Raw genomic sequence first — 24,808 nt, 5'->3', positions numbered from 1 at the left:
GCCCCGGGTAGCCCAGGACCCGGCGGGGCCGCCGTCATTAAGATGTCGCTCATGCCCCGCCCCGTAGCCCTGATCACCGGGCCCACCTCCGGGATCGGCGCCGGGTACGCGCGACGCTTCGCCCGCGACGGCTACGACCTGGTGCTGGTCGCCCGCGACGCCGAGCGGTTGGCGGGGCTCGCCGACGAATTGAAAAACCCGGCGGGCAACATCGAGGTTCTTCCCGCCGACCTGGGCGATCCGGCTGACCGGCAACGGGTGTGCGATCGCCTCACCGCCGGGGTGCGCGTGCTGGTGAACAACGCCGGCTTCGCCACCTCCGGCGACTTCTGGTCCACCGACCCCGCGCTCCTGCAGTCCCAGCTCGACGTCAACGTCACCGCCGTCATGCACCTGACCCGGGCGGCGCTGCCGGCCATGCTCGACGCCGGCGCCGGCGCCGGCACCGTCATCAACATCGCCAGCGTCGCCGGGCTGGTGCCGGGGCGGGGGTCGACGTATTCGGCGTCCAAGGCGTGGGTGATCTCGTTCAGCGAGGGCTTGTCCGTCGGGCTACAGGGCACCGGGGTTTCGGTGCACGCCGTGTGTCCGGGCTACGTGCGCACCGAATTTCACGCCCGCGCCGGGATCGACATGTCCAAGTCGCCGTCGTTCATGTGGCTCGAGGTCGACGACGTGGTCAGCCAGAGCCTCGCCGATATCGCCCGCGGCAAGGTGATCAGCATTCCGGGCCTGCAGTACAAGGCGATCATCGCCGCCGAGCGGATGATCCCGCGGACCCTGATGCGGGCGGTCACCAAACGAGTCGGTGGTGGCCGTGGCCGAACCTGAGCGCGAGGAGCTGGCCGAACTGGTGCGCCGCCTGGCGGTGGTGCACGGCCGGGTCACGCTGTCGTCCGGCAAGGAGGCCGACTACTACGTCGACCTGCGCCGGGCCACCCTGCACCACCGCGCGTCGGCATTGATCGGCAAGCTGATGCGGGACCTGACCAGCGACTGGGACTACGCGGTGGTCGGCGGCCTGACCCTGGGCGCCGACCCGGTGGCCACGGCCATCATGCACGCGCCGGGCCGCCCGATCGACGCGTTCGTCGTGCGCAAGTCCGCGAAAACCCATGGGCTGCAACGACTTATCGAAGGGTCCGAGGTCTCGGGCAGGCGGGTGCTGGTGGTCGAGGACACCAGCACCACCGGCAATTCGGCGCTCACCGCGGTGCGCGCCGTGCAGGAGGCCGGCGGCGACGTGCTGGGGGTGGCCACCGTCGTGGACCGCGCCACCGGCGCCGCCGAGGCCATCGAGGCCGAGGGGTTGCCGTACCGGAGCGTCCTGGGCCTGGCCGAGCTGGGGCTGAGCTAGTTGCCGGCTCGTATGCAACGACCGTCTCGCACGCCACAGCGGTCCCCGGCGTGGCCGATGCGTTCTGGTGAGACCCCGAGCCGCTGACCCATGCGCACCGTCCTTGCGATAGCCGCGTGCCTGACCCTCTGCCTCACCGGCTGCTCATCGAGCAACCCCGCCGTGCGGCCCTACGGCGCTCAGGGCGCGCGGCTCGGCGAATCGCTGGCGCTGCTGGGCTGGAACATGTCCGTGTCGAACCTGCGCTGGGACGGCGACTACGTGCTGGTGGACGTCGACGCGAGTCCGGCCTCGGCCAAGGACCCGCACGCCAAGCCCGAGGACATCCGCTTCGGCCTGTACGGCGCGCTGGCCCACCCCATGGAGGCCGACGGGCTGGGCAGCTGCGACAAATCCTTCCAAGCGAAGACCACCAATGTGCGCGACATTCCCGCGCCGCTGTCGGCGCCGCGCGACCGGCTCACCGGCACGGTTTGTCTGGGGCCGCTGAAGGATCGAAGTCAGGTCCGCGGCGTCTACAGCTACTCGCCGCGCGACCGGATCCCGAACAGCTCGTCGGCCTACCCGGTCGCCTTCCCGGTCGGCCTCCTGCCGACCAACCCCAACGACAGCGGAGGTTTGGCGGTCAAGACCGCCAGCCTGACGGCGTGGCGGGCCGACGGCAAGCCGGTGACCAAGGCGCAGCTGGGTGATCCGGGGGCGTTCACCGGCAACGGCTACATGCTGCTCGGGTTGGAAGCCACCGCCCTCGCGGCCCGCTATCGCGACGAGTCCGCCAAGCGCGGCGGCCCGATGATGCTGCTGGCCTCGCCGACGCTGCCCGCCCCGGGACTCAATCCCGCCTGCGCGACGTACGGGTCGTCGGTGCTGATCCTGCCCGACGCGTCCCTGGACGCGGTGCACGTCGACGCGTCGCTGTGCACCCAGGGCGAGATCAACGACGCGCTGCTCTACGCGACGCTGGCCATCGATGGCACGCACGCCGGCGTATGGACGCAGCGATGAGCGGACCCGGGCCCACCGAATGGTCCGCGACCCCGCCCGCCGGCGTCGGGCCGTGGCCGGGCGAACCACCCGACGATCCGCGGTATGACCCAATCCTGTTGCGCGAGGGCGACACCCGCAATGTCGTCGACGCCTACCGGTACTGGACGCGGGAAGCGATCATCGCCGACATCGACGCGCGCCGGCATCCCCTGCACGTGGCGATCGAGAACTTCGGTCACGACGCCAACATCGGTTCGGTGGTGCGCACCGCCAACGCCTTCGCCGTGCATACCGTGCACATCGTGGGGCGACGACGGTGGAATCGCCGCGGCGCCATGGTCACCGACCGCTATCAGCGGTTGTGCCACCACGACAGCACCGCCGAGTTGCTCGCCTTCGCGGGCGACGCCGGTTTGACCGTGGTCGCCGTCGACAACGTCCCGGGCGCGGCGCGGCTCGAGGAGACCGCGCTGCCCCGCGAGTGCCTGCTGGTGTTCGGTCAAGAGGGGCCCGGCATCACCGACGACACCCGAACCGGCGCGACGCTGACGGTGGCGATCGCGCAGTTCGGCTCGACGCGCAGCATCAACGCGGGCGTCGCCGCCGGGATCGCGATGCACGCCTGGGTCGAGCAGCACGCCGACCTGTCCCGCGCCTGGTGACGGCCCGGCGCGGCGCGTTGAGTGTGAACTGGCGGCTTTGAGTGAGCGCTGACGGGGGCCGAGCCCGGCGTGTCGCCGCCGCCTGTGCACACCGAAAGCCCTGCGTTCACACTCGACGCCCTGACCGCACGCTCACACGCATGGGGCAGGATCGGCAGGTATGGATCAGCTATGGGCCAACCGGGCGGCCAGCTCCGAAGCCGCTGTCACACAACGACACCTGAGGCGGCTGTGGGGACTGCCCGCGACCCAGCTGGGCGTGGTGGCCTGGCCCGCGCAGCGCAAGGACCGGTTGTTCGGGACCTGGCACTACTGGTGGCAGGCGCACCTGCTGGACTGCCTCGTCGACGCCGAGGCGCGTGACCCGCAGCCGCACCGGCACGCCGAGATCAACCGGCAGGTCCGCTCGCATCGGCTACGCAACAACTTCTCGTGGATCAACAACTACTACGACGACATGGCCTGGCTGGCGCTCGCGCTCGAACGCGCCGCCCGCATCGCCGGCGTCGAGCGCCGAAAAGCCTTGCCCAAGCTCGCCAACCAATTCCTCAGGGCGTGGGCGCCCGAGGACGGCGGCGGCATCCCCTGGCGCAAGCAGGACAAGTTCTTCAACGCCCCGGCCAACGGCCCCGCGGGCATCTTCCTCGCCCGGTACTCCGATCACCTGAAACGTGCCGAGCAGATCGCGAATTGGATCGAGGCGACGCTGATCGACCCGGAGACGCACCTGGTGTTCGACGGCATCAAGGCCGGTTCGCTGGTGCGCGCGCAGTACACCTACTGCCAGGGTGTGGTGCTGGGGCTGGAGACCGAGCTGGCCGCCCGCACCGGGGCGGAGGTCCGGGCGCGGCACGCCGCCCGCGTGCATCGGCTGGTGGCGGCCGTGCACGAGCACATGGCGCCCGCGGGCGTGCTGGCCGGCGCCGGCGGCGGCGACGGCGGCCTGTTCGCCGGCGTGACCGCCCGATACCTGGCGCTGGTGGCGACCGCGCTGCCCGGGGATTCGCCGGAGGACGTGGTGGCCCGCGACACCGCCCGCCGGATCGTGCTGGCTAGCGCGAAGTCGGCGTGGGACTACCGCCAGACGGTGGACGGGCTGCCGGTGTTCGGTCCGTTCTGGGACCGCGACGCCCAGGTACCCACCGCGGGTGGCAAACAGGCGGAGTTCGTCGAGGGCGCGGTGATGGCCTCCGAGGTTGCCGAGCGGGACCTGTCGGTGCAGCTATCGGGGTGGATGCTCATGGAGGCCGCCTGTAACGTCACCGCCGAATCGTCGCACGAGGACAGGAGCGCCCTGTGAAGAAAGTCCACCCCGACGCGGAGTCGGCGCTGCACGGCCTGCTGAAGGACGGCATCACCATCGCCGCCGGCGGCTTCGGCCTGTGCGGCATTCCGGAGAAGCTGATCCGGGCCCTGGTGGACAGCGGCATCAAGGACCTCACCATCGTCGGAAACAACGCCGGCGTAGACGATTTCGGCATGGGCCTGCTGCTCAAGGGCAGGCAGGTGAAGAAGGTGATCGCCTCCTACGTCGGCGAGAACAAGGAGTTCGAGCGCCAGGTGCTCGCCGGCGAGCTGGACCTCGCGCTCACGCCGCAGGGCACGTTGGCGGAGAAGCTGCGCGCCGGCGGCGCGGGGATTCCCGGGTTCTATACGCGCACGGGCTACGGCACCAATCTCGCCGAGGGCAAGGACACCCGGGTCTTCGACGGCACGGAATACGTTCTGGAGGAAGGCATCCGGGCGGACGTGGCGCTCGTCAAGGCGTGGAAGGGCGACACGGCCGGCAACCTCATCTACCGCAAGACCGCGCGCAACTTCAACCCGATGATCGCCACCTGCGCCGCGGTGACGGTGGCCGAGGTCGAGGAGCTGGTCGAGGTCGGCGAGCTCGATCCGGACCTGGTCAACACCCCCGGCATCTACGTGGACCGCATCATCGTGGGAACCGGCTACGAGAAGCGCATCGAGTTCCGCACCACGAGCGGCGGCGCCGCCCTGAAGAACGACAGCCCCATTCGCGAGCTCATGGCCCAGCGCGCCGCCCGCGAATTGCGCGACGGCTACTACGTGAACCTGGGCATCGGCATCCCGACGTTGGTGGCCAACTTCATTCCCGACAACATCAACGTCACGCTGCAGTCGGAGAACGGCCTGCTCGGCATCGGGGCCTACCCGAGTGAGGACAGCGTGGACCCCGATCTCATCAACGCGGGCAAGCAGACCATCACGAGCCTGCCCGGGTCCAGCTTCTTCAGCAGCGCCGACTCGTTTGCGATGATCCGCGGCGGCCACATCGACCTGTCCATCCTCGGCGGGCTCGAGGTGGCCGAGAACGGCGACCTGGCCAACTGGATGGTGCCGGGCAAGATGGTCAAAGGACCCGGCGGCGCAATGGATCTCGTGTCCGGCGTCAAGCGGGTGATCGTCGTCATGGACCACACCGCGAAAGACGGCAGCCCGAAAATCCTCAAGCAATGCACGCTGCCCCTGACCGGCAAGGGCGTGGTCGACATGATCATCACCAACCTGTGCGTCTTCGACGTCGAGCCGGGCCAGGGTCTGGTGCTCACCGAACTGCACCCCGGGGTGACGGTCGAGGAAGTCCGCGCCAAGACCGGCTGCGATTTCACCGTCGCGGTCTGACCCGCGCGGGGCCGCCTACTCGGAGGCCGGCTGCCGCTCGGGTTCGGGGGCGGCCGTCTCCGTCGCACGGCGCCGGCCCCGATACCCGCGCCAGGCCGCGATGAACGCCGGGATCATGGACACGAACAGGATCGCCAGGATGATCTTTTCCAGGTTGTGGTGCACGAACGGCACGTTGCCCAGGAAATAGCCCGCGAGCGTCGCGCCCCCGCCCCAGGCGATGCCGCCGACGATGTCGAACCCCAAGAACAGCGGATAGCGCATGTAGGACACCCCGGCGATCACCGGGACGAACGTCCGCACGAACGGCGCGAACCGGGCCAGGATGATCGCCCAGGGCCCGTACTTCTCGAAGAACGCGTGTGACTCGGTCACGTAGTGCTTCTTGAAGAACCGGGAATCTTCCTTCTTGAACAGCGCGGGCCCGATCCGCCGCCCGATGAAATACCCGGTCTGATCGCCCAGCACCGCGACCGTGGCGACGCAGGGCGCCAACACCCAGATACTGACCGGTGGATGCGGATGCGCGGCCAGCAGGCCACCGGTGAACAGCAGCGACTCGCCGGGCAACAGCGGAAACAGCAGCCCGGTCTCGATGAAGACGATGACCAGAATCCCGGGCAGCACCGCCGACCCGAAGACGCCGTCGGCGCCCAACCAGTACAACGGGTCGAGGATGGCGGGCAGGGCCGTCACGGCGGTGCTCATGATCCATCAACATACCGGCCCGGGGTGAGCCGCCCGCCGACCTGGACGATACTGAGTGGACCAGGCAGAAGGGAGTTGCCATGCCCATCGCCACGCCCGAGGTCTACGCCGAGATGCTGCGCCGCGCCAAGGAGCACTCGTACGCCTTCCCCGCGATCAACTGCACCTCATCGGAGACGGTGAACGCGGCCCTCAAGGGCTTCGCCGACGCGGGCAGCGACGGAATCATCCAATTCTCCACCGGCGGTGCCGAATTCGCGTCCGGCCTGGGGGTCAAGGACATGGTCGCCGGTGCGGTGGCACTGGCCGAGTTCACCCGGTCCATCGCGGCCAGGTACCCGATCAACGTCGCGCTCCACACCGACCATTGCCCCAAGGACAAGCTGGACACCTACGTCCGCCCGCTGCTGGCGATCTCGGCGGAGCGGGTGAGCGGAGGCGGCGAGCCGTTGTTCGGATCACACATGTGGGACGGTTCGGCGGTGCCGATCGACGAGAACCTGGCGATCGCACAGCAACTGCTCACGGAGGCGTCGGCCGCCAAGATCATCCTCGAGATCGAGATCGGCGTGGTGGGCGGGGAAGAGGACGGCGTCGCCAACGAGATCAACGACAAGCTCTACACCACGCCGGAGGACTTCGAGAAGACCATCGACGCGCTGGGCCACGGCGAGCACGGCACGTATCTGCTGGCCGCCACGTTCGGCAACGTCCACGGCGTCTACAAGCCCGGCAACGTCAAGCTGCGCCCCGACATCCTGGCCCAGGGCCAGAAGGTGGCGGCCGCCAAGCTCGGCCTGTCGGCGGACGCCAAGCCGTTCGACTTCGTCTTCCACGGCGGCTCGGGTTCGGAGAAGTCGGAGATCGAGGAGGCGCTGCGCTACGGCGTGGTCAAGATGAACGTCGACACCGACACGCAGTACGCATTCACCCGCCCGATCGCCGGCCACATGTTCAACAACTACGACGGCGTGCTCAAGGTCGACGGCGACGTCGGCGCCAAGAAGGCCTACGACCCCCGCAGCTACCTCAAGAAGGCCGAGGCGTCGATGTCCGAGCGGGTGGTGCAGGCGTGCACCGACCTGCACTGCGCCGGAAAGTCGATCACCTAACCCCGTCGAGCGTCGACTTCTGGGGCTGGAAACCGCCGCCCCATTTCGCACAACAACTCCACGTTCGGCGGGCAGGGGCGGGCTAGCTGTGATGTCCAGGGACATTGTCCCGTTTGGTATCGGTGAGCCTGTGTGACAGGTGAAGGCCTCCGGTTATGAAGTGGAGCTGTCTAGAAACCGCTTCATCAACCAGGAGGCCTTCGTGTCCCACGCTAACGCTGCTTTGACGCCACGCGCTCGTTTGAGGCTTGCTCGCCTCGTCGTCGAGCAGGGCTGGACCTACGCCGCGGCAGCCAAGATGTTCATGGTCGCCCCACGAACCGCCAAGAAATGGGCCGACCGATTTCGAACCGAACGGGTGGCCGGGATGGCCGATCGCAGCTCGCGGCCCCGTGTCAGCCCGACCAGGACCGGGCCACGCATGGTGCGGCGGATCGTGCGGTTACGGTGGCGTCACCGGCTTGGTCCAGTACAGATCGCTGGCCGGCTCGGTGTGCCGGCCTCGACCGTGCATGCGGTGTTGACCCGCTGCCGTATCAACCGGCTGTCCTACATCGACCGCGTCACCGGCGAGCCATTGCGTCGTTACGAGCACGCCTCGCCCGGAGCGCTGGTCCATGTCGACGTCACCAAGTTCGGCAACATCCCCGACGGCGGCGGGCACAAGTTCGTGAGCCGACAAATCAGCAAGCACAACGCCCGACAGACCGCCCGGCGCACTGGCCAGCGCGGCAAGGACTATCGCCCCCGGATCGGAACGGCGTTCGTGCACACCGTCATTGACGATCATTCCCGGATGGCCTACGCCGAAATCTGCGCGGACGAGAAGGCGGTCACAGCGATCGGCGTGCTGCAGCGCGCCGTGGCGTGGTTCACCGACCACGGCGTCACCGTCGAACGAGTCCTCTCAGACAACGGCTCGGCCTACAAGTCCTACGCATGGCGTGATGCCTGCGCCGAGCTGTGCATTACCCCGAAGCGAACCCGTCCATACCGACCGCAGACCAACGGCAAGATCGAGCGATTCCACCGCACTCTGGCCGACGGCTGGGCCTACGCTCGACTCTACGAATCAACCCAACAGCGCGACACCGCTCTAGCCGGCTGGCTGCACTTCTACAATCACCACCGACCCCACTCCGCCATCGGAGGCCAGCCACCGGTCACCCGACTGACCAACCTCCCTGGACATCACAGCTAGCCGCTGGCGGACTGGCAGATCTTCCACTGGTCGTCGCGGTACTGCAGATCCAGGCTGCGGGTGGAGCGCACCTGCGGGTCGTAGGCCATGAACGTGGTGACGTTGGCCTCGGCGTGCTGGCCGTTGACGACGACCTGGTCGATGCTGGCGATCACCGGATACTGCTTGGCCGCCGAGACGCGCCGGTACGTTTCGTCCCACGCGCGTTCGTCGTAATCCGCGTAGCCGTCGCGGGTGGTGCCGCAGGTGATGGTGCGCAGCGTGGTCAGATCGCCCCGCTGAATCGCGACGTCGAAGTTGCCGATGGTGTGCCGGACCTGGTCTTCCTGCGAAACGCCGTTGTGCTTGCCGCGGGTGAGCAACACCGTGCCCAGGATCGCGATCGCCGCCAGCGCCAGCACGATCACGACGATCGCCAGTATCCAGCCCCAGTTGAATTGCCTGGACGTGCGTAGCTTGGCGCCGAGCCGGGGTGGGATGGATTGCGGGACAGCGGCTTTGGGTGGGCCGCCGAACTGCGCGGTGCCGTCCGGTCCCGGCGTGGCGAAGACCTCGGTGGCGGGTTCCGGGGTGGTGGAGATGATCGTGGTTTCTTTCGCGTCGAAGCCCGGCGCGGTGAAGCGACGTTCGCGCTGGGGTGCGTCGGGCACTTCCTGGGGACCGCTGTGCGGATCGGGTTTGTTGATCACCACGGTCTCGGTCTCGGCGTCGTTGGGGACCAGGGGCACGCTCTCGGTGGCGTCGTCGGTCTCAAAGCCGGTTTCGGTGCCGGTTTCACGGCCGGATTCGGCCCCCCACTCGTCGTTCGGTTCGCTGCGAGACTCGCGTGGGTCGAACCCGGGCCGTTTCGGCGCGCCGCCGCGGTCGGGCTCGGATGGGTTGGGCATGAGTACTACTGTCCTCCCGCTGTCGAGTGGGGTAGTTGCAGAGCTTAGCGACCGAGGCCCGGGCCCGGGGCGATGGCCGAGGTGCGTCCTGCGGGCAAAACGGGCGAGCTGCAGAATAGAGCCATGACGCCGATGAAGGATCTTCTGGGGCCCGACCCGATCCTGCTGCCCGAAGACCCCGACACCGAGGCGGAACTGCTGGCCGGTGAGAAGCCGGGCATCGTCGCCGCCGCGCATCCGACGGCCTCGGTGGCCTGGGCGGCGCTTGCCGAGCAGGCCCTGGCCGACGACCAGGCCATCACCGCGTACGCGTACGCGCGCACCGGCTATCACCGCGGCCTGGACCAGCTGCGCAGAAACGGCTGGAAGGGCTTCGGCCCCGTCCCGTATTCGCACGAGCCGAACCGCGGCTTCCTGCGATGTGTGGCCGCGCTGGCGCGCGCCGCCGACACGATCGGCGAAACCGACGAGTACGCGCGGTGCCTGGACCTGCTCGACGATTGCGACCCCGAGGCGCGCAAGGCGCTGGGGCTGTAACGCTTTAAAAGCTTTCCGAGCAATCGGTGTCGTCGGGGCAGTCGATCTGGACCGTGGCGTGCTCCAGCCCGCGGGCCGATAACACCGCCCGCGCGTCATGCAGAACCCGGGCGGGGTCCCCGGTGCTGGTCAGGTGGGCCGTGCACATGTCTTTGCCGGGCGACAGCGTCCACACGTGCAGGTCGTGCACCCCGGTCACACCGTCCAGGGCGCCGAGCGCGCGGCGCAACTCCTCGACGTCGATGTGGGTCGGCGACGATTCGGAAAGGATCCGCAGCGCGTCGCGCGCGAGCGCGATCGCCCGGGGCAGCACCCACAGCGCGACCAGCACGGCGACCACGACGTCGGCGTAGGGCCAGTGCGTCGTCACGGTGACCACGCCGGCGATCAGCACGCCCAGGCTGCCCACGGTGTCGGCGATGACCTCCATGTAGGCGCCCCTGACCGCCAGGCTTCCCGAGGAGTGGGATCGCAGCAGCAGCGCGACGGCGAAGTTGGCGGCCAGCCCGGCCAGCGCGACGACGATCATCGGCACGCCGGGGATGGAGGGCGCCTCGCTGAGCCGCTGGACGGCCTCGTAGAGGATGAAGACCGCAACCCCGATCAGCAGCCCCGCGTTGGCGACGGCGGTGAACACCTCGGCGCGATGCCAGCCGTACGTGCGGGCCGGTGACGAGCTGCCGCGCCGGGCCAGCGTGACGGCGGCCAGCCCCATGAAGACGGCGACGACGTCGGTCAGCATGTGGCCGGCGTCGGCCAGCAGCGCGATCGAATTGATCAGCAACGAGGTGGCCAGCTCCACGACGAAGAAGGCGGCCAGAATGGCGGCGGCCATGACCATGCGCGGGATCAGCCGAGAGTCGTCCGTCTCGGTCGGGGTGTGGTTGTGGCCGGCGCCCATCCCCCGGAATATATGCGTGACGACGCATATATGGCAAGGGTCAGAACCAGCGGCTCCAGAAGCGGGTCAGGCCGTTGCCCCAGCTCACCAACACCTCCGGCACACCGGACAGGTCGAACAACGACAACACGACCCCGAAGAACCAGTGGTTGAGCACCGGCGCCAGGAGCAGAAACAGCAGGATGACGAAGCCCCACTGCTTGGCCGGCGCCAGCGCGTGTTGCGTCTGGGGACTCAGATGCGGTTCCAGGGCGTCGTAGCCGTCCAGCCCCGGGATGGGCAGCAAGTTCAGTACGACTGCGGTGAGCTGAAGGAAGCCCAGGAACGCCACCGCGGCCCACAGCACCACGTGTGTCGGGTCGAAGAACAACCGGGTCAGCGCCAGCAGCAGCGCCGCCAGCACGAGGTTGACCGCGGGGCCGGCCAGGCTGACCATCGTGCGACGGGCCGGCGTCATGAACCACGTCCGCACGTAGACCGCCGCCCCCGGCAGGCCAATGCCGCCCAGCGCGACGATCACCAACGGCAGCACGAGCGACAGCGCCGGATGCGTGTAGCGGCGCGGGTCCAGCGTCAGGTACCCGCGCACGGCCGCATCGTGGTCGCCGAATCGCCACGCGGTCAGCGCGTGCCCGAATTCGTGTAGGCACAGCGACACCAGCCAGCCGGCGATCACGAAGATGAACACCCCGACATAGGCCAGCGGCCGCGCGGTGTACCCGGCCTGCCAGGCCAGCGCGCCGCCGACCGCCGTCAACCCGAGCAGCGCCAAAAAGATCGGGCTGGGCCGTACCGATTCGCGTTGCGGGGCGGGGAAGCTCACCCGACGAAACTATCGGACCAGCAGCCAGCCCTCGATGTTGCGGTAGAACGCCGAGCGGCGGCCGGGGCGGGGCGCGGGAACCCCGTCGCGCGCCACGACGACGCCCGTGCTGCCGAGCTGGGCCGCGCGGCCCGTGACCCACCGACGCCAGCCGCCCTTGAGCGTGGCCCGCAGGCCGGGCATGGCGAGCGTCGGCTCGACGAACACGGCGGCGGCGTCGCCGTCGAACAACGTGGTGTCGTCGACGACCGCCTCGCCGTGGATGACCGGCTCGCCATCCGGCGGCAGCCAGGCCGCGCGCCCGACGATCACCGAGCCGGTCTCGTCGCGGATCAGGGTCACCCGCTGCGCGGAACCGCGGACGGCCCGGCGCGCCGCCCGGCGCCCGGCGGGCAGGCGATAGATCCGCGTGGCCCGGGTGCGCCGGCGCGCCACGTAGGCCACCTCGACGTCGAGCCGCTCCGCGCGCAGGAGCCGCGTCAGCACGGCGGCCAGGTCGGCATCGGCGCCCACCACGATCAGCCGCCGGGAGGCGCCTATCGCGGCGTCGATGTCGGGCTCGCCGGCGACCCGGTGGACGCGCACGCTCCGCAACGGGCCGTGGGTTCGCCCTTGGGCGAACAGCAGAACCGTGGCGGCCCGATCATCTTGCGTCACAAGCTATCCAATCAAGATCGCCCAATCTTTTTGACTTCCAACGGCTCTGGTCCGATCAATGGGCCATAACGACGCAGTCACAACATGGTGTCGGACTGCGAAAGTTGTTGCCGCGCCGCCAGGAAACAACCGGATACTTTACTCCTGCCAAACAGCCGTTGTTGTGCGGAATCCCGCCAACGAGTGGTTGAGAGAACGGAGAACGACCATTCGCCGACTCACCGCCATCTTCTCAGCCTCGCGCCCCGCGCCGTTCGCGTGTGGCACCGGCCCTACCCGCCTCCGTTGCTGACGACGTACCTCTGCCGCGTTGGCGCCGTGCTGCTTTCGGCCCTCCTGCTGTGCCTCGGATCGGCGAGGGCCTCGGCCGACGAATCGATCGTGATCGACTTGGTGCGCCACGGACAGTCGGTGGCCAACGCGGCGAAACTGATCGACACGGCGATGCCCGGGGCGGCGCTCACCGCGCTCGGCCAACAACAGGCGCAAAACGTGGCCACCGTGCTTGTGACGAAGGGCCCGGTGGCCGCGATCTTCGCGTCGCAGTTGATCAGGACGCAGCAGACCGCGGCGCCCTTGGCCGCCGCGTTGGGAACCAACGTGCAGGTGCTGCCCGGGCTCAACGAGATCGACGCCGGCGTCTTCAACGGCATGCCCCAAATCAGCCTCGCCGGCCTGGTGTACCTGCTGGGCCCCGTCGCGTGGATGCTCGGGCTGCGCATCGTCCCGATGCTGGCTCCCGGCTCCGCCGACCCGAACGGGTACGAGTTCCACAAGCGTTTCAACGGCGCGCTGCAAACGGTCTACGGCAACGCCGCGACCAACGTCGGCCGCTTCAACGACATGCTCGGAACGATGTACGACAGCGCGCTGGCCAACCCGGTCCGCGCGTCCGACGGCAGGATCAGAGAGGTCGCGTTCTCCAGCGAATTCGACATCGGTATCGGGACGATGACGAGCGTCAGAAACCCCGAACAGTTGCTCCTGCTTTTCGACCCGCTGCCCAACACCGGCATCGTCGAGATCCAGGGCAATCCCCACGATGGCTGGACGCTGGTCAGCTGGAACGGCAAACCGGCGTGGTCCGGTTGGGCGGCCAAACGGCCCAACCGCGACACGAACGGCCTCTGCCTGATGCTGGACGCGCCGACCCGCAACGGCGTGTGCGCGGCGAAGCCGGCGTCGACGGCAAGCCCCTGACCACCGCACACCGGCGCGTCGCGCGACACGAGGCGGGATCAACGGGCCTTGCGGCAAGGCCGTCGTTACCCGACGTTTAGGATCGCCACGTGAGCGCGGCAAGCAAAGACGCGTGGAGCAACGCGCACGGTCCCGACGCGGCTAACCGAGGCGCCGTCACCCGACGGCACTACCAGCCCGCCGGCGATGCCGAAAACCGTTGCAGCGGTGCAAGATCTGGCGTCTTGCCAGCAGAACCACAGTAAGCAGGCGGGAGCAAACTCATGCCGGCAATCGTCCTCATCGGCGCCCAGTGGGGCGACGAGGGCAAAGGTAAGGCCACCGACCTGCTCGGCGGGCGGGTTCAGTGGGTGGTGCGCTACCAGGGGGGCAACAACGCCGGGCACACCGTCGTCCTGCCGAGCGGGGAGAACTTCGCCCTGCACCTGATCCCGTCGGGGGTGCTCACGCCCGGCGTCACCAACGTCATCGGCAACGGCGTGGTGATCGACCCCGCGGTGCTGCTCGACGAGCTCAAAGGCCTCGAAGACCGCGGTGTCGACACCTCCAGGCTGCTGATCTCCGCCGACGCGCACCTGCTGTTGCCCTACCACGTGGCCATCGACAAGGTCACCGAGCGCTACATGGGCAACAAGAAGATCGGCACCACCGGCCGCGGCATCGGGCCCTGCTACCAGGACAAGATCGCCCGGATCGGAATCCGCGTCGCCGACGTGCTCGACCGGGAGGTGTTGACCCACAAGGTCGAGGCCGCGCTGGAACTGAAGAACCAGATCTTGGTCAAGATCTACAACCGCAAGGCGCTCGACCCGCACCAGGTGGTCGAGGCCCTGCTGGAGCAGGCGCAGGGTTTCGCCCACCGCATCGCCGATACCCGGCTGCTGCTCAACACCGCGCTGGAGTCCGGCGAAACCGTGTTGCTGGAGGGCTCGCAGGGCACCCTGCTCGACGTCGACCACGGCACGTATCCCTATGTGACGTCGTCGAATCCGACGGCGGGCGGGGCGGCGGTCGGTTCGGGGATCGGGCCCACCCGGATCACCACGGTGTTGGGGATCCTCAAGGCCTATACGACCCGCGTGGGCTCCGGCCCGTTCCCCACCGAGCTGTTCGACGAGAACGGCGAATACCTGTCCAAGACCGGGGGCGAATTCGGCGTCACCACCGGCCGGCGCCGGCGATGCGGCTGGTTCGACGCCGTCATCGCCCGCTACGCCACCCGGGTCAACGGCATCACCGACTACTTTTTGACCAAGCTCGACGTGCTGTCCAGCCTGGAGACCGTTCCGGTGTGCGTCGGCTACCGGATCGACGGGTCCCGCATCCACGAGATGCCGATGACCCAAAGCGACCTCGGCCGCGCCGAGCCGATCTACGAGGAGCTGCCCGGCTGGTGGGAGGACATCTCGCACGCCCGGGAGTTCGACGACCTGCCGGCCAAGGCGCGCGACTACGTGCTTCGCCTCGAAGAGCTTGCGGGAGCTCATGTTTCGTGCATCGGGGTGGGCCCCGGCCGCGAACAGACGATTGTGCGCCGCGACGTCCTGGCGGCCCGCCCGTGACGGATGCGGAAGCCAACCCGATTGACCTCGATCCCGAATACGAACACCACGGCGGCTTCCCGGAGTACGGCCCGGCCAGCCCCGGCCCCGGCTTCGCCCGGTTCGTCGCCTCGATGCGCCGGCTGCAGGACCTCGCCGTGTCGGCCGACCCGGGTGACGATGTCTGGGATGACGCCGCGGATCGAGTCGCGGCGCTGACCGAGCTGCTGGGGCCGTTTGAGGCCGAGGTCGAGGGCCAGGCGCCCGCGGGCCGCACCCCCGACCTGCCCGGCATGGGCAGCCTGCTGCTGCCGCCGTGGGTCCTGACGCGGTACGACCCCGAGGGTGTCGAAATGACCGGTCACTTCAGCCGGTTCCACGTCGGCGGCAACCACGCGGTGCACGGCGGGGTGCTGCCGCTGCTGTTCGACCACATGTTCGGCATGATCTCCCATGCCGCCAACCGGCCCATCAGCCGCACGGCGTTCCTGCACGTCGACTACCGCAAGGTCACCCCGATCGACGTCCCGTTGCTGGTGCGTGGCCGGGTCACCGGCACCGAGGGCCGCAAGGCGTTCGTCTCCGCCGAATTGGTCGACGGCGACCAGACCGTGTTGGCCGAGGGCAACGGTCTGATGGTGCGGCTGCTTCCCGGCCAGCCCTGAATCAGCCCTAGTCAAGCGCGAGCACGGCCTCGCACCCTTCGCCCCGACCTATCCTTGAGCCGTGACTGACGGCGAGACGGACGGACGAGACGACGAAACGACGGCGCTCGTCGTGCCCCCGCAAGCCCCCGCCGACGCACGCCCGACGGTGCTGCTGCTGGGATCGGACGAGATCAGCCGGGAGCTGGCGATCGCCCTGGGACGCCTCGGGGCCCGCGTGATCGCCGCCGACCGGCACCCCCACGCCCCCGCGCACGGGGTCGCCGACCAGGCGCTGGTGTTCGACATGTCCGACGCCGACGAGCTGGCGCAGACGATCGGGCGGCTGCACCCCGACCTCGTCGTCACCACCACCGACGCGGTCGCCACCAGGGCCCTCGACGGGCTCGACGGCAACCGCAGCCGGCTGGTGCCCAGCGCCCGCGCCGTGCGGCTCACCGCCGACCGCGAAGGGCTGCGCCGGCTGGCCGCCGACGAGCTGGGGCTGCCCACCGCGCCGTTCTGGTTCGTCGGGTCGCTGGCCGAACTCGAGGCGGTCGGCGCGCACGCGGGGTATACGTTGCTGGTCAAGCCGGCGGCCGGGCCGACCGGGCAGCGACAGTCGGTGGCGGCACGTCGCGAGGACATCGCTCCCGCCTGGCATCGCGCGGTGGGCGACCAGCCCGCCGCCCGGGTGCTGGCCGAAACCGTGGTCGAGGTCGAGTTCTACGTGACCCTCCTGGCGGTGCGCAGCGAAGGCCCGTCGGGGCCGGCGATCGAATTCTGCTCACCCATCGGGCATCGCGGATCCGCCGGACAGGTCCTGGAATCCTGGCAGCCCCAGAAGATGAGCGCGGCCGCGACGGACGCCGCGAGATCGATCGCCGCGCGGATCGTCAAGGCGCTGGGCGGGCGCGGCGTGTTCGGGGTCGAATTGATGGTCAACGGCGACGAGGTGTACTTCGCCGACGTCACGTCGCACCCGGCCGACAGCGCCTGGGTGACCCTGCGCAGCCAGCGCCTTTCGGCGTTCGAGCTGCAGGCCCGCACCATCCTGGGACTGCCGGTGGACACCATGATGGTGTCGCCGGCCGCCGCCCGCGTCGCGGCCCCGGCCGATTCCCGTGACCCCGCCGCGTTGGTCGGCGCGCTGAGCGTGCCGGAGAGCGACCTGCGCGTCTCCGGGCGCGGGTTCCGGGCCTTGGCGACGGCGCCGGAGGTGACGGCCGCACGCGAGCGCGCCGGTCAGGCCGCGGAAAGGCTGGCCGCCCCGGGCTCAGGCGGCTGAGCCCCGAGATGCGCGCGGCGGCGGTCTCGATACGATCGCAGGTCAGGTATCGCCGCGGGCAGGGGGCAATCTCGCCGGGGTGGCTGACGATGCGTACGAAGGACGAGGGAATACGAGCATGAGCACAGAGCGCGGACACTCCTACGCGGGCGACATCTCGCCGCTGGAGGCATGGAAACTGCTCAGCGACAATCCGGACGCCGTGCTGGTCGACGTGCGCACCGACGCCGAATGGCGATTCGTCGGGGTGCCCGATCTGTCCAGCCTCGGCCGCGAGGTGCTGTTCCTCGAATGGAATTCGTCCGACGGCAGGCCCAACGCGAATTTCGCCGACCAGCTGCGCGAGCAGGTGCTCGCCGCCGCCGACGCGGACCGCCCGGTGCTGTTCCTGTGCCGCTCGGGAAACCGATCCATCGGCGCCGCCGAGGTGGCGACCGAGCTGGGCATCACCCCGGCCTACAACATCCTGGACGGCTTCGAAGGCCAGCTCGACGCCAACGGACACCGCGGCGAGTCGGGGTGGCGGGCGATCGGATTGCCTTGGAAGCAAGGTTGATCCAGGCATGACGCCCGCCGACCACGGCTCGGTCCGCACACCCACACCGCTGCCCGAAGACGTCAGCCAGGCGACCATCGGCGTACGTGGTGGGCTGCTGCGTTCGGGGTTCGACGAGACCGCCGAGGCGCTGTACCTGACGTCGGGCTACGTCTACGAGTCCGCGGCGGTCGCCGAGCAGTCGTTCACCGGTGAGGTCGACCGCTTCGTCTACTCGCGGTACGGCAACCCGACCGTGACGATGTTCGAGGAGCGGCTGCGCCTGCTCGAGGGGGCACCGGCGGCGTTCGCCACCGCCAGCGGCATGGCGGCGGTGTTCACGTCGCTGGGGGCGCTGCTGGGCGCGGGGGACCGGTTGGTCGCGTCGCGCAGCCTGTTCGGGTCGTGTTTCGTGGTGTGCAACGAGATCCTGCCGCGCTGGGGTGTCGAAACCGTCTTCGTCGACGGCGACGACCTGGCCCAGTGGGAGCAGGCGTTGTCGGTACCCACCACGGCGGTGTTCTTCGAGACACCGTCGAATCCGATGCAGTCGCTGGTGGACATCGCCGCGGTGACCGAGCTCGCCCACGCCGCGGGCGCAAAGGTGGTGTTGGACAACGTTTTCGCCACACCGCTGCTGCAGCAGGGCGTCCCGCTCGGTGTCGACGTGGTGGTGTACTCGGGCACCAAGCACATCGACGGCCAGGGCCGGGTGCTGGGCGGGGCCATCCTCGGCGACAAGGAGTACATCGACGGCCCGGTGCAGAAACTGATGCGGCACACCGGCCCGGCGATGAGCGCGTTCAACGCCTGGGTGTTGCTGAAAGGCCTTGAGACGATGGCTATCCGGGTCGAGCACAGCAATTCCTCGGCGTACCGGATCGCCGAATTCCTCGAGACCCATCCGGCGGTGAGTTGGGTCCGTTACCCCTATCTGTCCTCACACCCGCAATACGACCTGGCCAAGCGCCAGATGTCGGGCGGCGGGACGGTGATCACCTTCGCGCTCGACTGCCCGGAAAGTGCGGCCAAACGGCGGGCCTTCGAGGTGCTGGACAAGTTGACGCTGATCGACATCTCCAACAATCTCGGCGACGCCAAATCCCTTGTCACACACCCCGCGACCACCACTCACCGCGCGATGGGCCCGGAGGGCCGCGCGGCGATCGGGCTCGGTGACGGCGTGGTGCGCATCTCCGTCGGGCTGGAAGGCACCGAGGACCTGATCGCCGACATCGATCGGGCCTTGAGCTAACCGGCCGCCTTCTGCTCGGCCGTCTCGGCGCGTTCGGCCGCCGCGAGCGTTCCTTCCGCGGCCTGCTGCTCCACCCAGTTCACCAGCGGGCGGGCGTAGATCATCTGGCTGGTGATGGCCATCTGGCCGCGGGTGCGGCCCAGGAACGAGATCCCCCAGGCGAACATGGCGGCGAGTCGGTTCCGGTGGCCGATGAGGTAGTACAGGTGCAGCACCAGCCAGGCCAGCCAGGCGAAGAATCCGGCAAATTCGACCTTGCCGACCTGCGCGACCGCGCTGTAGCGGGAGATGAGCGCCATGCTGCCCTTGTTCACGTACCGGAACGGCGTGCGCTCGGCCGGATTGTCGTCGCCCTTGACCGCGTGCTTGATGACGGTGGCGGCGTACTTCGCTCCCTGGATCGCGCCCTGCGCCATCCCGGGGACGCCGGGCACCGACATCAGGTCACCGACGACGAACACGTACGGGTGGCCCTTGACGGTGAGGTCGGGCTCGACGATCACCCTTCCGGCGCGGTCGGTTTCGGTTCCGTCGGACTGTTCGGCGAGCATCGCGCCCAGCGAGCTGGCCTGCACGCCGGCCGCCCACACCTTGCACGCGCACTCGATGCGGCGCTCGCCGCCGTCCTTCTCCTTGACCGTGATGCCCATGTAGTCGACCGCGGTCACCATCGCGTTGAGCTGGACCTCGACATCCATCTTCTCCAGCCGCCGTTGCGCCTTGAGGCCCAGCTTGGTACCCATCGGCGGCAACACCGCGGGCGCCGCGTCGAGCAGGATGACGCGGCATTCGCTGGGGGTGATCGTCCGGAACGCGCCGGCCAGGGTCCGCTCGGCCAGCTGAACGATCTCGCCCGCCAGCTCGACACCGGTGGGCCCGGCCCCGACCACCACGAAGGTCAGCCGGCGTTGGCGTTCGGCCGGGTCGATGGCGACCTCGGCGGCCTCGAATGCGCCGAGAATGCGGCCGCGCAGTTCCAGGGCGTCGTCGATGCTCTTCATCCCGGGCGCGAACGCGGCGTACTCGTCGTGGCCGAAGTAGGACTGCTGTGCGCCGGCGGCCACGATCAGGCTGTCGTAGGGCGTCACCGTCTCCATGCCCATCAGGTGGGATGTGACCGTCTTGGCGGTGAGGTCGATGGCCGAGACTTCCCCCACAGCACCCGGACGTTTTTCTGGCGGCGCAGGATCAGCCTGGTGGTCGGCGCGATGTCGCCCTCGGACAGGATGCCCGTGGCCACCTGGTACAGCAGCGGCTGGAAGAGGTGCGTGGTCGTTTTCGAGATCACGGTGACCTCGACTTCACTTCCCCTGGGGGCGCGTTTGAGCGCCTTGGCCGCCGTCAGTCCGCCGAAACCGCTTCCGATGATGACCACACGATGGCGCGACATGCCTCCACCGTACGACGCCGCGCCCAGGAAAGGCGAGGCCGATCTGCAGACCGATGCGCAACGCATCAGGGCCACCAGGGCAGCAGAAGGAGCGGAGGAGTCGAAAACGCCTGTGACCAAGTCAGTCTCAGCGCCGTACGCTCCGCGAAGCCCGAAAGGGCGTGTGTGGTAAAGGATCCCGGCCGGGGCCGCGGCGCGCATCAGGGCATGCTGCGGCCCCGGCCGATCACCGTGCGCTCCTCGCTACGCGAGGCGTGATGTGAGTGGAGGGCCCCGAATTGAGCTCGGGGCCCGTTCGGTCTGCCGCTATCCGGTGCAGGTCAAACCGGGTCCACAATCGATAACGATCGGAACCGTGCACGCCGAGGTCATTGGCGCTGCGAAAGCCAGCACCACGGCGACGACGATTTTGCTAGTACGACGTGACATGAGAAACCCCTACGTCTGGGAGACGACATTCTGAGGCCCGATGTCCGCGAGCTTACGGCGTCAATCGCTCGCAGATAAGCGATTTCGCGAATATTTCCGACCAATTCGTCAAACGGATGACCGATGAACCCCGCTGTGATGCGACCGCTTGGCCGAGAACAAAATTCAGCAAAATCCGGTGGCCCGGTGAATGGGAATTATCCTGCGCGGGGCCCATGTCGCGGCTATATTGGATCGCTATTTACCCGCCGCTCGCCGACGCGGCTGCGCAAATTGGATATGAATTCAAATACGTCCCGAGCTCGCGCCGCCCGACGCGCGGCGAAACCATCGGGATGGCAATTTGTTTCAGCGACGGGTAAGAGGGCATCGCGGCCGTTAGAACGGCCACCCGCTGGCGTCGCTCTTGTACTTGGCGTTGAGGTCGCTGCAGAAGTCGGCGGCGGTGCCGGCGAGCAGGATGTAATAGGTCTCGCCGCGGCGGCTCTCGTAGGACGTCGGCGTGGTCCAGCCGTTGTTGCACATGGCCGTTTCGCCGCCGGCCGCTGTCCGTCGCCAGTTGGTCTTCACGCAGCCGACCAGGGTGTCGAGGCTCGGCGTCGCGCTCTTGGCCGCGACCAGCATCGCTCCTCCCCACTGCCCGTCGTTGCGTCGGTAGGCGCGCGCCCCGAACCCCGCCCCCGATCCGGAATTGTCGGTCTGGCATGCCAACGCCCGGCGCAGCAGCGAGAAGGGCGCCGCGAGTCGCTGGTTGGCGGCGCCCGCGGCGGACGTGATGAACTGCGCCGCGTCCGAGCCGTCGACCTCCTGCACGACGTTAGGATTGCCAAAGCTAAAGAGCTGCTGCGCGATTCCCTGCGCCGCGGCGGAGCCCCCGCCGATGATCGGCCCACTGCCGCTGGACGTCATCGGGGGCAGCCCCGCGGCCGGGTCGGCGCCCGCCGCCGGCAGACCGGCAACGGCCCCCAGGGCCAACAGCGCGACCATGCCGCGGACTCGGCGTGCGGTGATCCCCATGCCCCTCATTTCAGCACGTGCGCGTAGTCGGCGCGGCGGTCGTCGGCGATCAATCCGCCCAGCACGTGGCGGATCTGCAACGCGATGTATTCGTCGACGGTGTAGATCGGCCCGAAGTGCCAATGCTTCAGCGCCCAGCCGTGCGCGAGCAGCATGATGTCGAACACGGTGAGGTCGACATCGACCCCGCGGAAGACGCCCTCGGCGATGCCGGCCTCGATCACCGCGCGCAGCGGTGCGGCCGTGGCGATTTCGAGGTCCTTGATCTGGGTGCGCCCGGGCGCTCCGAGGGTTCGGCTCTCCCGGTAGGTCAGCACCACGCCGTCGAGGTTCTCGTCGACGATCTGGATGTAGCGGCGGATCCCCGCGGTCAACTGGTCCACGACGTCATCGCCGGCGGCGTCGATGACCGGCGAAAGCTGATCGCGGAACACGTCGAGGATGCGCACGATCGTGGCGAGCAGCAGGTCCTCCTTGCCGCCGAAGTACTTGTAGAGCAGGCCGACGCTGACCTCGGCCTCGGCGGCCAGATCCTGCATGGACATCTGGTGAAACCCGGTCCTGCCCATGACCTTGACCGCGGCATCGAGCACCTGGCGGCGCCGCGAGCTGACGCGGGCGGCGCGCACCGCCTCCTCGGCGGGAAGGGCGCTGTAGTCGGCGATGTCGGTGGCCATCGGCTGCCCCTAGAGGCCCAGGTCCTTGGCGATGATCGTCTTCATGATCTCGTTGGTGCCGCCGTAGATGGTTTGGATGCGGGCGTCGACGAACGCGCGCGCCACGCTGTATTCGCGCATGTAGCCGTACCCGCCGTGCAGTTGCAGGCAGCGGTCGGCGGTGCGCACCTGGAGGTCGGTCGTCCACCATTTCAGCCGGGCGGCGCGGGCCGCCGTCAGCTCACCCTCGAGGTGCTCGGCAAGGCAGTCGTCGAGATACGTTCGGGCGATGTCGATTTCGGTCGCCAGCTCGGCGAGCACGAATTGGCTGTGCTGGAAGCTCGCGATCGGTGATCCGAAGGCCTTGCGGTCACGGACGTAGTCGAGGGTTCCGGCCAGGATCGCTTCCGCGGCGGCCACCGCCCCCACGCCGAGCGCGAGCCGCTCCTGGGGCAGGTTCTTCATCAACTGATAGAAGCCGCGGCCCTCTGATTCGAGCAGGTTTTCTTTCGGCACCCGCATATCGGTGAAGGTGAGCTCGCTGGTGTCCTGGGCGTGCAGGCCGATCTTCTCCAGGTTGCGGCCGCGGGAGAAGCCCGGGGTGTCGGCGTCGACCACCAGAAGTGACAGTCCCTGATGGCGATCCGGCGAGGTGCGCGCGGCGATGACGAACAGGTCCCCGACCTGACCGTTGGAGATGAACGTCTTGGCGCCGTTGACGACGTAGTCGTCGCCGTCTCGCACCGCGGTCGTGCGGATCCCGGCCAGGTCGCTGCCGGTTCCGGGCTCGGTCATCCCGATGCCGAGCACCGTCTCGCCGGTGACCACGCCGGGCAGCCAGCGCTGTTGCTGCTCGGGGGTCGTCAAATCGGTGAGATAGGGCAGCACCACGTCGTTTTGCAGCGTGAACGCGATGGCCTCGGCGGCCGCCCCGGCGCGCTGCAACTCGTCGAGCACGATCGCGTTGTAGCGGAAGTCGTCCACGCCCGGGCCGCCGAGATGCTCGGGCACCGAAAAGCCCAGCAGCCCAAGCTTGCCCGCCTCGGTGAACAGCGAGCGGTCCCACTGGCCGTCGCGTTCCCAGCTCTCGTGGTTGGGCGCGACCGCCTGCTGCACGAAATCGCGTACCAGTTCCCGGAACTGGTGATGCTCGTGCGTGTAGGTCAGGCGGCTCATCAGCGGAAGGCGTCGCTGCCGGTGAACGCCTGGCCGAGGACGAGCTGGTGCATCTCCGGTGTGCCCTCATAGGTCAGCACCGATTCCAGGTTGACCATGTGCCGGATCACGGGGTATTCCAGCGATATCCCGTTGCCGCCCAGGATGGTTCGGGCGGTCCGGCAGATCTCGATCGCCTCCCGGGTGTTGTTGAGCTTGCCGAAGCTGACCTGCTCGGGACGCAGGCCCACGCTGTCCTTGAGGCGGCCGAGGTGCAGCGACAGCAGTTGGCCCTTGTGCAGCTCGACGGCCATGTCGACGAGTTTCGCCTGGGTCAACTGGAATCCGGCGATCGGGCGGCCGAACTGGGTGCGCTGCGTGGCGTAGTCGAGGGCGGCCTGCCAGGCCGAGCGCGCCGCCCCCATCGAGCCCCAGATGATTCCGTAGCGGGCCTCGGACAGACACGACAGCGGCCCGCGCAGCCCCTTGGCCTCGGGCAGCATCGCCTCGGCGGGCAACCGCACGTCGTCGAGCACCAGCTCGCTGGTGATCGAGGCCCGCAGCGACAGCTTGTGGTGAATGGTGTTGGCGGTGAAGCCCGCGGTGCGGGTGGGCACGATGAAACCGCGTATGCCGTCGTCGGTGTTGGCCCACACGACCGCGACGTCGGCGACCGAGCCGTTGGTGATCCACAGCTTGCGACCGTTGAGCACCCAATCCGAACCATCCCGTCGCGCACGGGTTTTCATCGCGGCGGGGTCGGATCCGACGTCGGGCTCGGTCAGCCCGAAGCAGCCGAGCAGCTCGCCGGTGGCCATGCCCGGCAGCCATTCCTGCTTCTGCTCCTCGGACCCGAAATTCCAGATCGCGAACATCGCCAGCGACCCCTGCACCGAGACCATCGACCGAAGGCCGGAGTCGGCGGCCTCGAGCTCCACGCAGGCCAGCCCGTAGTGCACGGCGGAGGCCCCGCCGCAGCCGTACCCGTGCAGGTGCATGCCCAGCAGGCCCAGCTGGCCGAACCCCTTGGCCAGCTCGCGGACCGGCAGGTCGCCGATCTCGAACCACTCCGCGACGTGGGGGAGGACGTGCTCGGCGCAGAAGTCCCGGACGGTGTCGCGCACGGCGCGCTCGTCGTCGGACAGGGAGGCGTCCAGGCCCAGGGGGTCGTAGCGGTCGAAGGCGGGTGGCGTCTTGGTGCTCATAGACGTCAGCCTGCC

24 protein-coding genes and 1 pseudogene are annotated in these 24,808 nt (G+C 68.7%); 15 read left to right on the top strand and 10 right to left on the bottom strand.

The window, feature by feature from the left end; all coding sequences use genetic code 11:
* The first annotated feature begins 51 nt into the window (after positions 1 to 51).
* The 6 genes from AC0KS4_RS22420 (at position 52) to AC0KS4_RS22395 (ending at position 5,652) form a co-directional block, all read left to right on the top strand.
* Positions 52 to 831: an SDR family NAD(P)-dependent oxidoreductase gene (locus AC0KS4_RS22420; protein ID WP_238956987.1), complete on the top strand. Its 780-nt coding sequence runs from the start codon at positions 52 to 54 to the stop codon at positions 829 to 831.
* Positions 818 to 1,357: an orotate phosphoribosyltransferase gene (gene pyrE, locus AC0KS4_RS22415; protein WP_225328265.1), complete on the top strand. Its 540-nt coding sequence runs from the start codon at positions 818 to 820 to the stop codon at positions 1,355 to 1,357. The genes AC0KS4_RS22420 and pyrE overlap by 14 nt, the downstream gene beginning before the upstream one ends.
* 90 nt (positions 1,358 to 1,447) lie before the next feature.
* Positions 1,448 to 2,362 carry a hypothetical protein gene (locus tag AC0KS4_RS22410; protein ID WP_238956986.1) on the top strand — a complete coding sequence of 305 codons (915 nt, stop codon included), beginning with the start codon at positions 1,448 to 1,450 and terminating at the stop codon, positions 2,360 to 2,362.
* Complete coding sequence (locus AC0KS4_RS22405; protein WP_238956985.1) at positions 2,359 to 3,006, top strand: TrmH family RNA methyltransferase; 648 nt, start codon at positions 2,359 to 2,361, stop codon at positions 3,004 to 3,006. The genes AC0KS4_RS22410 and AC0KS4_RS22405 overlap by 4 nt, the downstream gene beginning before the upstream one ends.
* 160 nt (positions 3,007 to 3,166) lie before the next feature.
* Positions 3,167 to 4,306 (top strand): glycoside hydrolase family 76 protein, encoded by a 1,140-nt coding sequence (locus tag AC0KS4_RS22400; RefSeq protein WP_225328262.1) that lies wholly within the window; start codon positions 3,167 to 3,169, stop codon positions 4,304 to 4,306.
* Complete coding sequence (locus tag AC0KS4_RS22395; protein WP_308193072.1) at positions 4,303 to 5,652, top strand: 3-oxoacid CoA-transferase; 1,350 nt, start codon at positions 4,303 to 4,305, stop codon at positions 5,650 to 5,652. The genes AC0KS4_RS22400 and AC0KS4_RS22395 overlap by 4 nt, the downstream gene beginning before the upstream one ends.
* A 15-nt stretch (positions 5,653 to 5,667) precedes the next feature.
* Here AC0KS4_RS22395 and AC0KS4_RS22390 read toward each other — a convergent pair whose 3' ends face one another.
* Positions 5,668 to 6,360 carry a DedA family protein gene (locus AC0KS4_RS22390; protein WP_225328261.1) on the bottom strand — a complete coding sequence of 231 codons (693 nt, stop codon included), beginning with the start codon at positions 6,358 to 6,360 and terminating at the stop codon, positions 5,668 to 5,670.
* Between the two features lie 80 nt (positions 6,361 to 6,440).
* On the opposite strand from AC0KS4_RS22390, the gene fbaA reads away from it, so the two are divergent.
* Entirely contained in the window at positions 6,441 to 7,472 is a 1,032-nt protein-coding gene (gene fbaA / locus AC0KS4_RS22385; protein ID WP_238956984.1) for a class II fructose-bisphosphate aldolase, read from the top strand.
* A gap of 202 nt (positions 7,473 to 7,674) precedes the next feature.
* A complete protein-coding gene (locus AC0KS4_RS22380) occupies positions 7,675 to 8,673 on the top strand; it encodes an IS481 family transposase (RefSeq protein ID WP_238956983.1) in 999 nt (332 codons plus the stop codon).
* Here AC0KS4_RS22380 and AC0KS4_RS22375 read toward each other — a convergent pair.
* Positions 8,670 to 9,560, bottom strand: a complete 891-nt coding sequence (locus tag AC0KS4_RS22375; protein ID WP_238956982.1) for an Rv0361 family membrane protein — start codon at positions 9,558 to 9,560, stop codon at positions 8,670 to 8,672. The two genes, AC0KS4_RS22380 and AC0KS4_RS22375, sit on opposite strands and share 4 nt — an antisense overlap.
* A 123-nt stretch (positions 9,561 to 9,683) precedes the next feature.
* Between AC0KS4_RS22375 and AC0KS4_RS22370 the strand changes: the two genes are divergently transcribed.
* The gene (locus AC0KS4_RS22370) at positions 9,684 to 10,097 is read left to right on the top strand and encodes a DUF3151 domain-containing protein (RefSeq protein ID WP_225328258.1); all 414 of its coding nucleotides are present in this window, start codon (positions 9,684 to 9,686) and stop codon (positions 10,095 to 10,097) included.
* A 4-nt stretch (positions 10,098 to 10,101) separates the two neighbouring features.
* On the opposite strand, the gene AC0KS4_RS22365 is transcribed toward AC0KS4_RS22370, so the two are convergent.
* From AC0KS4_RS22365 to AC0KS4_RS22355, 3 genes are read right to left on the bottom strand one after another with little or no spacing between them, the layout of a single operon-like run.
* Complete coding sequence (locus AC0KS4_RS22365) at positions 10,102 to 10,998, bottom strand: cation diffusion facilitator family transporter (RefSeq protein ID WP_238956981.1); 897 nt, start codon at positions 10,996 to 10,998, stop codon at positions 10,102 to 10,104.
* Between the two features lie 40 nt (positions 10,999 to 11,038).
* Positions 11,039 to 11,821 (bottom strand): site-2 protease family protein, encoded by a 783-nt coding sequence (locus AC0KS4_RS22360; protein ID WP_225328256.1) that lies wholly within the window; start codon positions 11,819 to 11,821, stop codon positions 11,039 to 11,041.
* A 9-nt stretch (positions 11,822 to 11,830) separates the two neighbouring features.
* Complete coding sequence (locus tag AC0KS4_RS22355) at positions 11,831 to 12,478, bottom strand: peptidase M50 (RefSeq protein ID WP_425326338.1); 648 nt, start codon at positions 12,476 to 12,478, stop codon at positions 11,831 to 11,833.
* A 285-nt stretch (positions 12,479 to 12,763) separates the two neighbouring features.
* Here AC0KS4_RS22355 and AC0KS4_RS22350 point away from each other — a divergent pair, with 285 nt between their 5' ends.
* From AC0KS4_RS22350 to AC0KS4_RS22325, 6 genes are all read left to right on the top strand, one after another.
* A complete protein-coding gene (locus tag AC0KS4_RS22350) occupies positions 12,764 to 13,678 on the top strand; it encodes a histidine phosphatase family protein (RefSeq protein ID WP_238956980.1) in 915 nt (304 codons plus the stop codon).
* Between the two features lie 263 nt (positions 13,679 to 13,941).
* Positions 13,942 to 15,240 carry an adenylosuccinate synthase gene (locus AC0KS4_RS22345; RefSeq protein ID WP_238956979.1) on the top strand — a complete coding sequence of 433 codons (1,299 nt, stop codon included), beginning with the start codon at positions 13,942 to 13,944 and terminating at the stop codon, positions 15,238 to 15,240.
* Positions 15,237 to 15,884 carry a PaaI family thioesterase gene (locus tag AC0KS4_RS22340; RefSeq protein WP_225328253.1) on the top strand — a complete coding sequence of 216 codons (648 nt, stop codon included), beginning with the start codon at positions 15,237 to 15,239 and terminating at the stop codon, positions 15,882 to 15,884. The genes AC0KS4_RS22345 and AC0KS4_RS22340 overlap by 4 nt, the downstream gene beginning before the upstream one ends.
* Before the next feature lie 61 nt (positions 15,885 to 15,945).
* Positions 15,946 to 17,151, top strand: coding sequence for a formate-dependent phosphoribosylglycinamide formyltransferase (purT, locus tag AC0KS4_RS22335; protein ID WP_238956978.1), 1,206 nt, complete (start codon positions 15,946 to 15,948; stop codon positions 17,149 to 17,151).
* A gap of 118 nt (positions 17,152 to 17,269) precedes the next feature.
* Positions 17,270 to 17,707 (top strand): rhodanese-like domain-containing protein, encoded by a 438-nt coding sequence (locus AC0KS4_RS22330; protein ID WP_225328251.1) that lies wholly within the window; start codon positions 17,270 to 17,272, stop codon positions 17,705 to 17,707.
* A 7-nt stretch (positions 17,708 to 17,714) separates the two neighbouring features.
* Positions 17,715 to 18,941 (top strand): O-succinylhomoserine sulfhydrylase, encoded by a 1,227-nt coding sequence (locus AC0KS4_RS22325; RefSeq protein ID WP_225328250.1) that lies wholly within the window; start codon positions 17,715 to 17,717, stop codon positions 18,939 to 18,941.
* Here the strand turns inward: AC0KS4_RS22325 and AC0KS4_RS22320 are convergent.
* The 5 genes and pseudogenes from AC0KS4_RS22320 to AC0KS4_RS22300 all read right to left on the bottom strand — a co-directional run bounded on the left by AC0KS4_RS22320 (position 18,938) and on the right by AC0KS4_RS22300 (position 24,793).
* Positions 18,938 to 20,331: pseudogene (locus AC0KS4_RS22320) on the bottom strand (NAD(P)/FAD-dependent oxidoreductase). The gene AC0KS4_RS22325 and the pseudogene AC0KS4_RS22320 sit on opposite strands and share 4 nt — an antisense overlap.
* Positions 20,332 to 21,138: 807 nt before the next feature.
* The gene (locus tag AC0KS4_RS22315) at positions 21,139 to 21,777 is read right to left on the bottom strand and encodes a hypothetical protein (RefSeq protein WP_225328248.1); all 639 of its coding nucleotides are present in this window, start codon (positions 21,775 to 21,777) and stop codon (positions 21,139 to 21,141) included.
* 5 nt (positions 21,778 to 21,782) lie between these two features.
* Positions 21,783 to 22,454 carry a TetR/AcrR family transcriptional regulator gene (locus tag AC0KS4_RS22310; protein WP_225328247.1) on the bottom strand — a complete coding sequence of 224 codons (672 nt, stop codon included), beginning with the start codon at positions 22,452 to 22,454 and terminating at the stop codon, positions 21,783 to 21,785.
* Positions 22,455 to 22,463: 9 nt separating this feature from the next.
* Positions 22,464 to 23,609: an acyl-CoA dehydrogenase family protein gene (locus AC0KS4_RS22305; protein ID WP_238956977.1), complete on the bottom strand. Its 1,146-nt coding sequence runs from the start codon at positions 23,607 to 23,609 to the stop codon at positions 22,464 to 22,466.
* The gene (locus AC0KS4_RS22300) at positions 23,609 to 24,793 is read right to left on the bottom strand and encodes an acyl-CoA dehydrogenase (RefSeq protein WP_225328245.1); all 1,185 of its coding nucleotides are present in this window, start codon (positions 24,791 to 24,793) and stop codon (positions 23,609 to 23,611) included. The genes AC0KS4_RS22305 and AC0KS4_RS22300 overlap by 1 nt, the downstream gene beginning before the upstream one ends.
* Positions 24,794 to 24,808 lie beyond the last annotated feature (15 nt).

Source organism: Mycobacterium sp. NTMscope_MAC_12 (assembly GCF_976985675.1).
This window is presented reverse-complemented; position numbering and strand designations above follow the sequence as displayed.

What these genes read in the sequence shown, in the direction of transcription:
- AC0KS4_RS22420 (WP_238956987.1), top strand. Translation starts at nt 52, where the DNA reads ATGCCCCGCCCCGTAGCCCTGATCACCGGGCCCACCTCCGGGATCGGC.
- AC0KS4_RS22410 (WP_238956986.1), top strand. Translation starts at nt 1,448, where the DNA reads ATGCGCACCGTCCTTGCGATAGCCGCGTGCCTGACCCTCTGCCTCACC.
- AC0KS4_RS22405 (WP_238956985.1), top strand. Translation starts at nt 2,359, where the DNA reads ATGAGCGGACCCGGGCCCACCGAATGGTCCGCGACCCCGCCCGCCGGC.
- AC0KS4_RS22400 (WP_225328262.1), top strand. Translation starts at nt 3,167, where the DNA reads ATGGATCAGCTATGGGCCAACCGGGCGGCCAGCTCCGAAGCCGCTGTC.
- AC0KS4_RS22390 (WP_225328261.1), bottom strand. Translation starts at nt 6,360, where the DNA reads ATGAGCACCGCCGTGACGGCCCTGCCCGCCATCCTCGACCCGTTGTAC.
- fbaA (WP_238956984.1), top strand. Translation starts at nt 6,441, where the DNA reads ATGCCCATCGCCACGCCCGAGGTCTACGCCGAGATGCTGCGCCGCGCC.
- AC0KS4_RS22375 (WP_238956982.1), bottom strand. Translation starts at nt 9,560, where the DNA reads ATGCCCAACCCATCCGAGCCCGACCGCGGCGGCGCGCCGAAACGGCCC.
- AC0KS4_RS22370 (WP_225328258.1), top strand. Translation starts at nt 9,684, where the DNA reads ATGACGCCGATGAAGGATCTTCTGGGGCCCGACCCGATCCTGCTGCCC.
- AC0KS4_RS22365 (WP_238956981.1), bottom strand. Translation starts at nt 10,998, where the DNA reads ATGGGCGCCGGCCACAACCACACCCCGACCGAGACGGACGACTCTCGG.
- AC0KS4_RS22345 (WP_238956979.1), top strand. Translation starts at nt 13,942, where the DNA reads ATGCCGGCAATCGTCCTCATCGGCGCCCAGTGGGGCGACGAGGGCAAA.
- AC0KS4_RS22330 (WP_225328251.1), top strand. Translation starts at nt 17,270, where the DNA reads ATGAGCACAGAGCGCGGACACTCCTACGCGGGCGACATCTCGCCGCTG.
- AC0KS4_RS22325 (WP_225328250.1), top strand. Translation starts at nt 17,715, where the DNA reads ATGACGCCCGCCGACCACGGCTCGGTCCGCACACCCACACCGCTGCCC.
- AC0KS4_RS22315 (WP_225328248.1), bottom strand. Translation starts at nt 21,777, where the DNA reads ATGGGGATCACCGCACGCCGAGTCCGCGGCATGGTCGCGCTGTTGGCC.
- AC0KS4_RS22310 (WP_225328247.1), bottom strand. Translation starts at nt 22,454, where the DNA reads ATGGCCACCGACATCGCCGACTACAGCGCCCTTCCCGCCGAGGAGGCG.
- AC0KS4_RS22305 (WP_238956977.1), bottom strand. Translation starts at nt 23,609, where the DNA reads ATGAGCCGCCTGACCTACACGCACGAGCATCACCAGTTCCGGGAACTG.
- AC0KS4_RS22300 (WP_225328245.1), bottom strand. Translation starts at nt 24,793, where the DNA reads ATGAGCACCAAGACGCCACCCGCCTTCGACCGCTACGACCCCCTGGGC.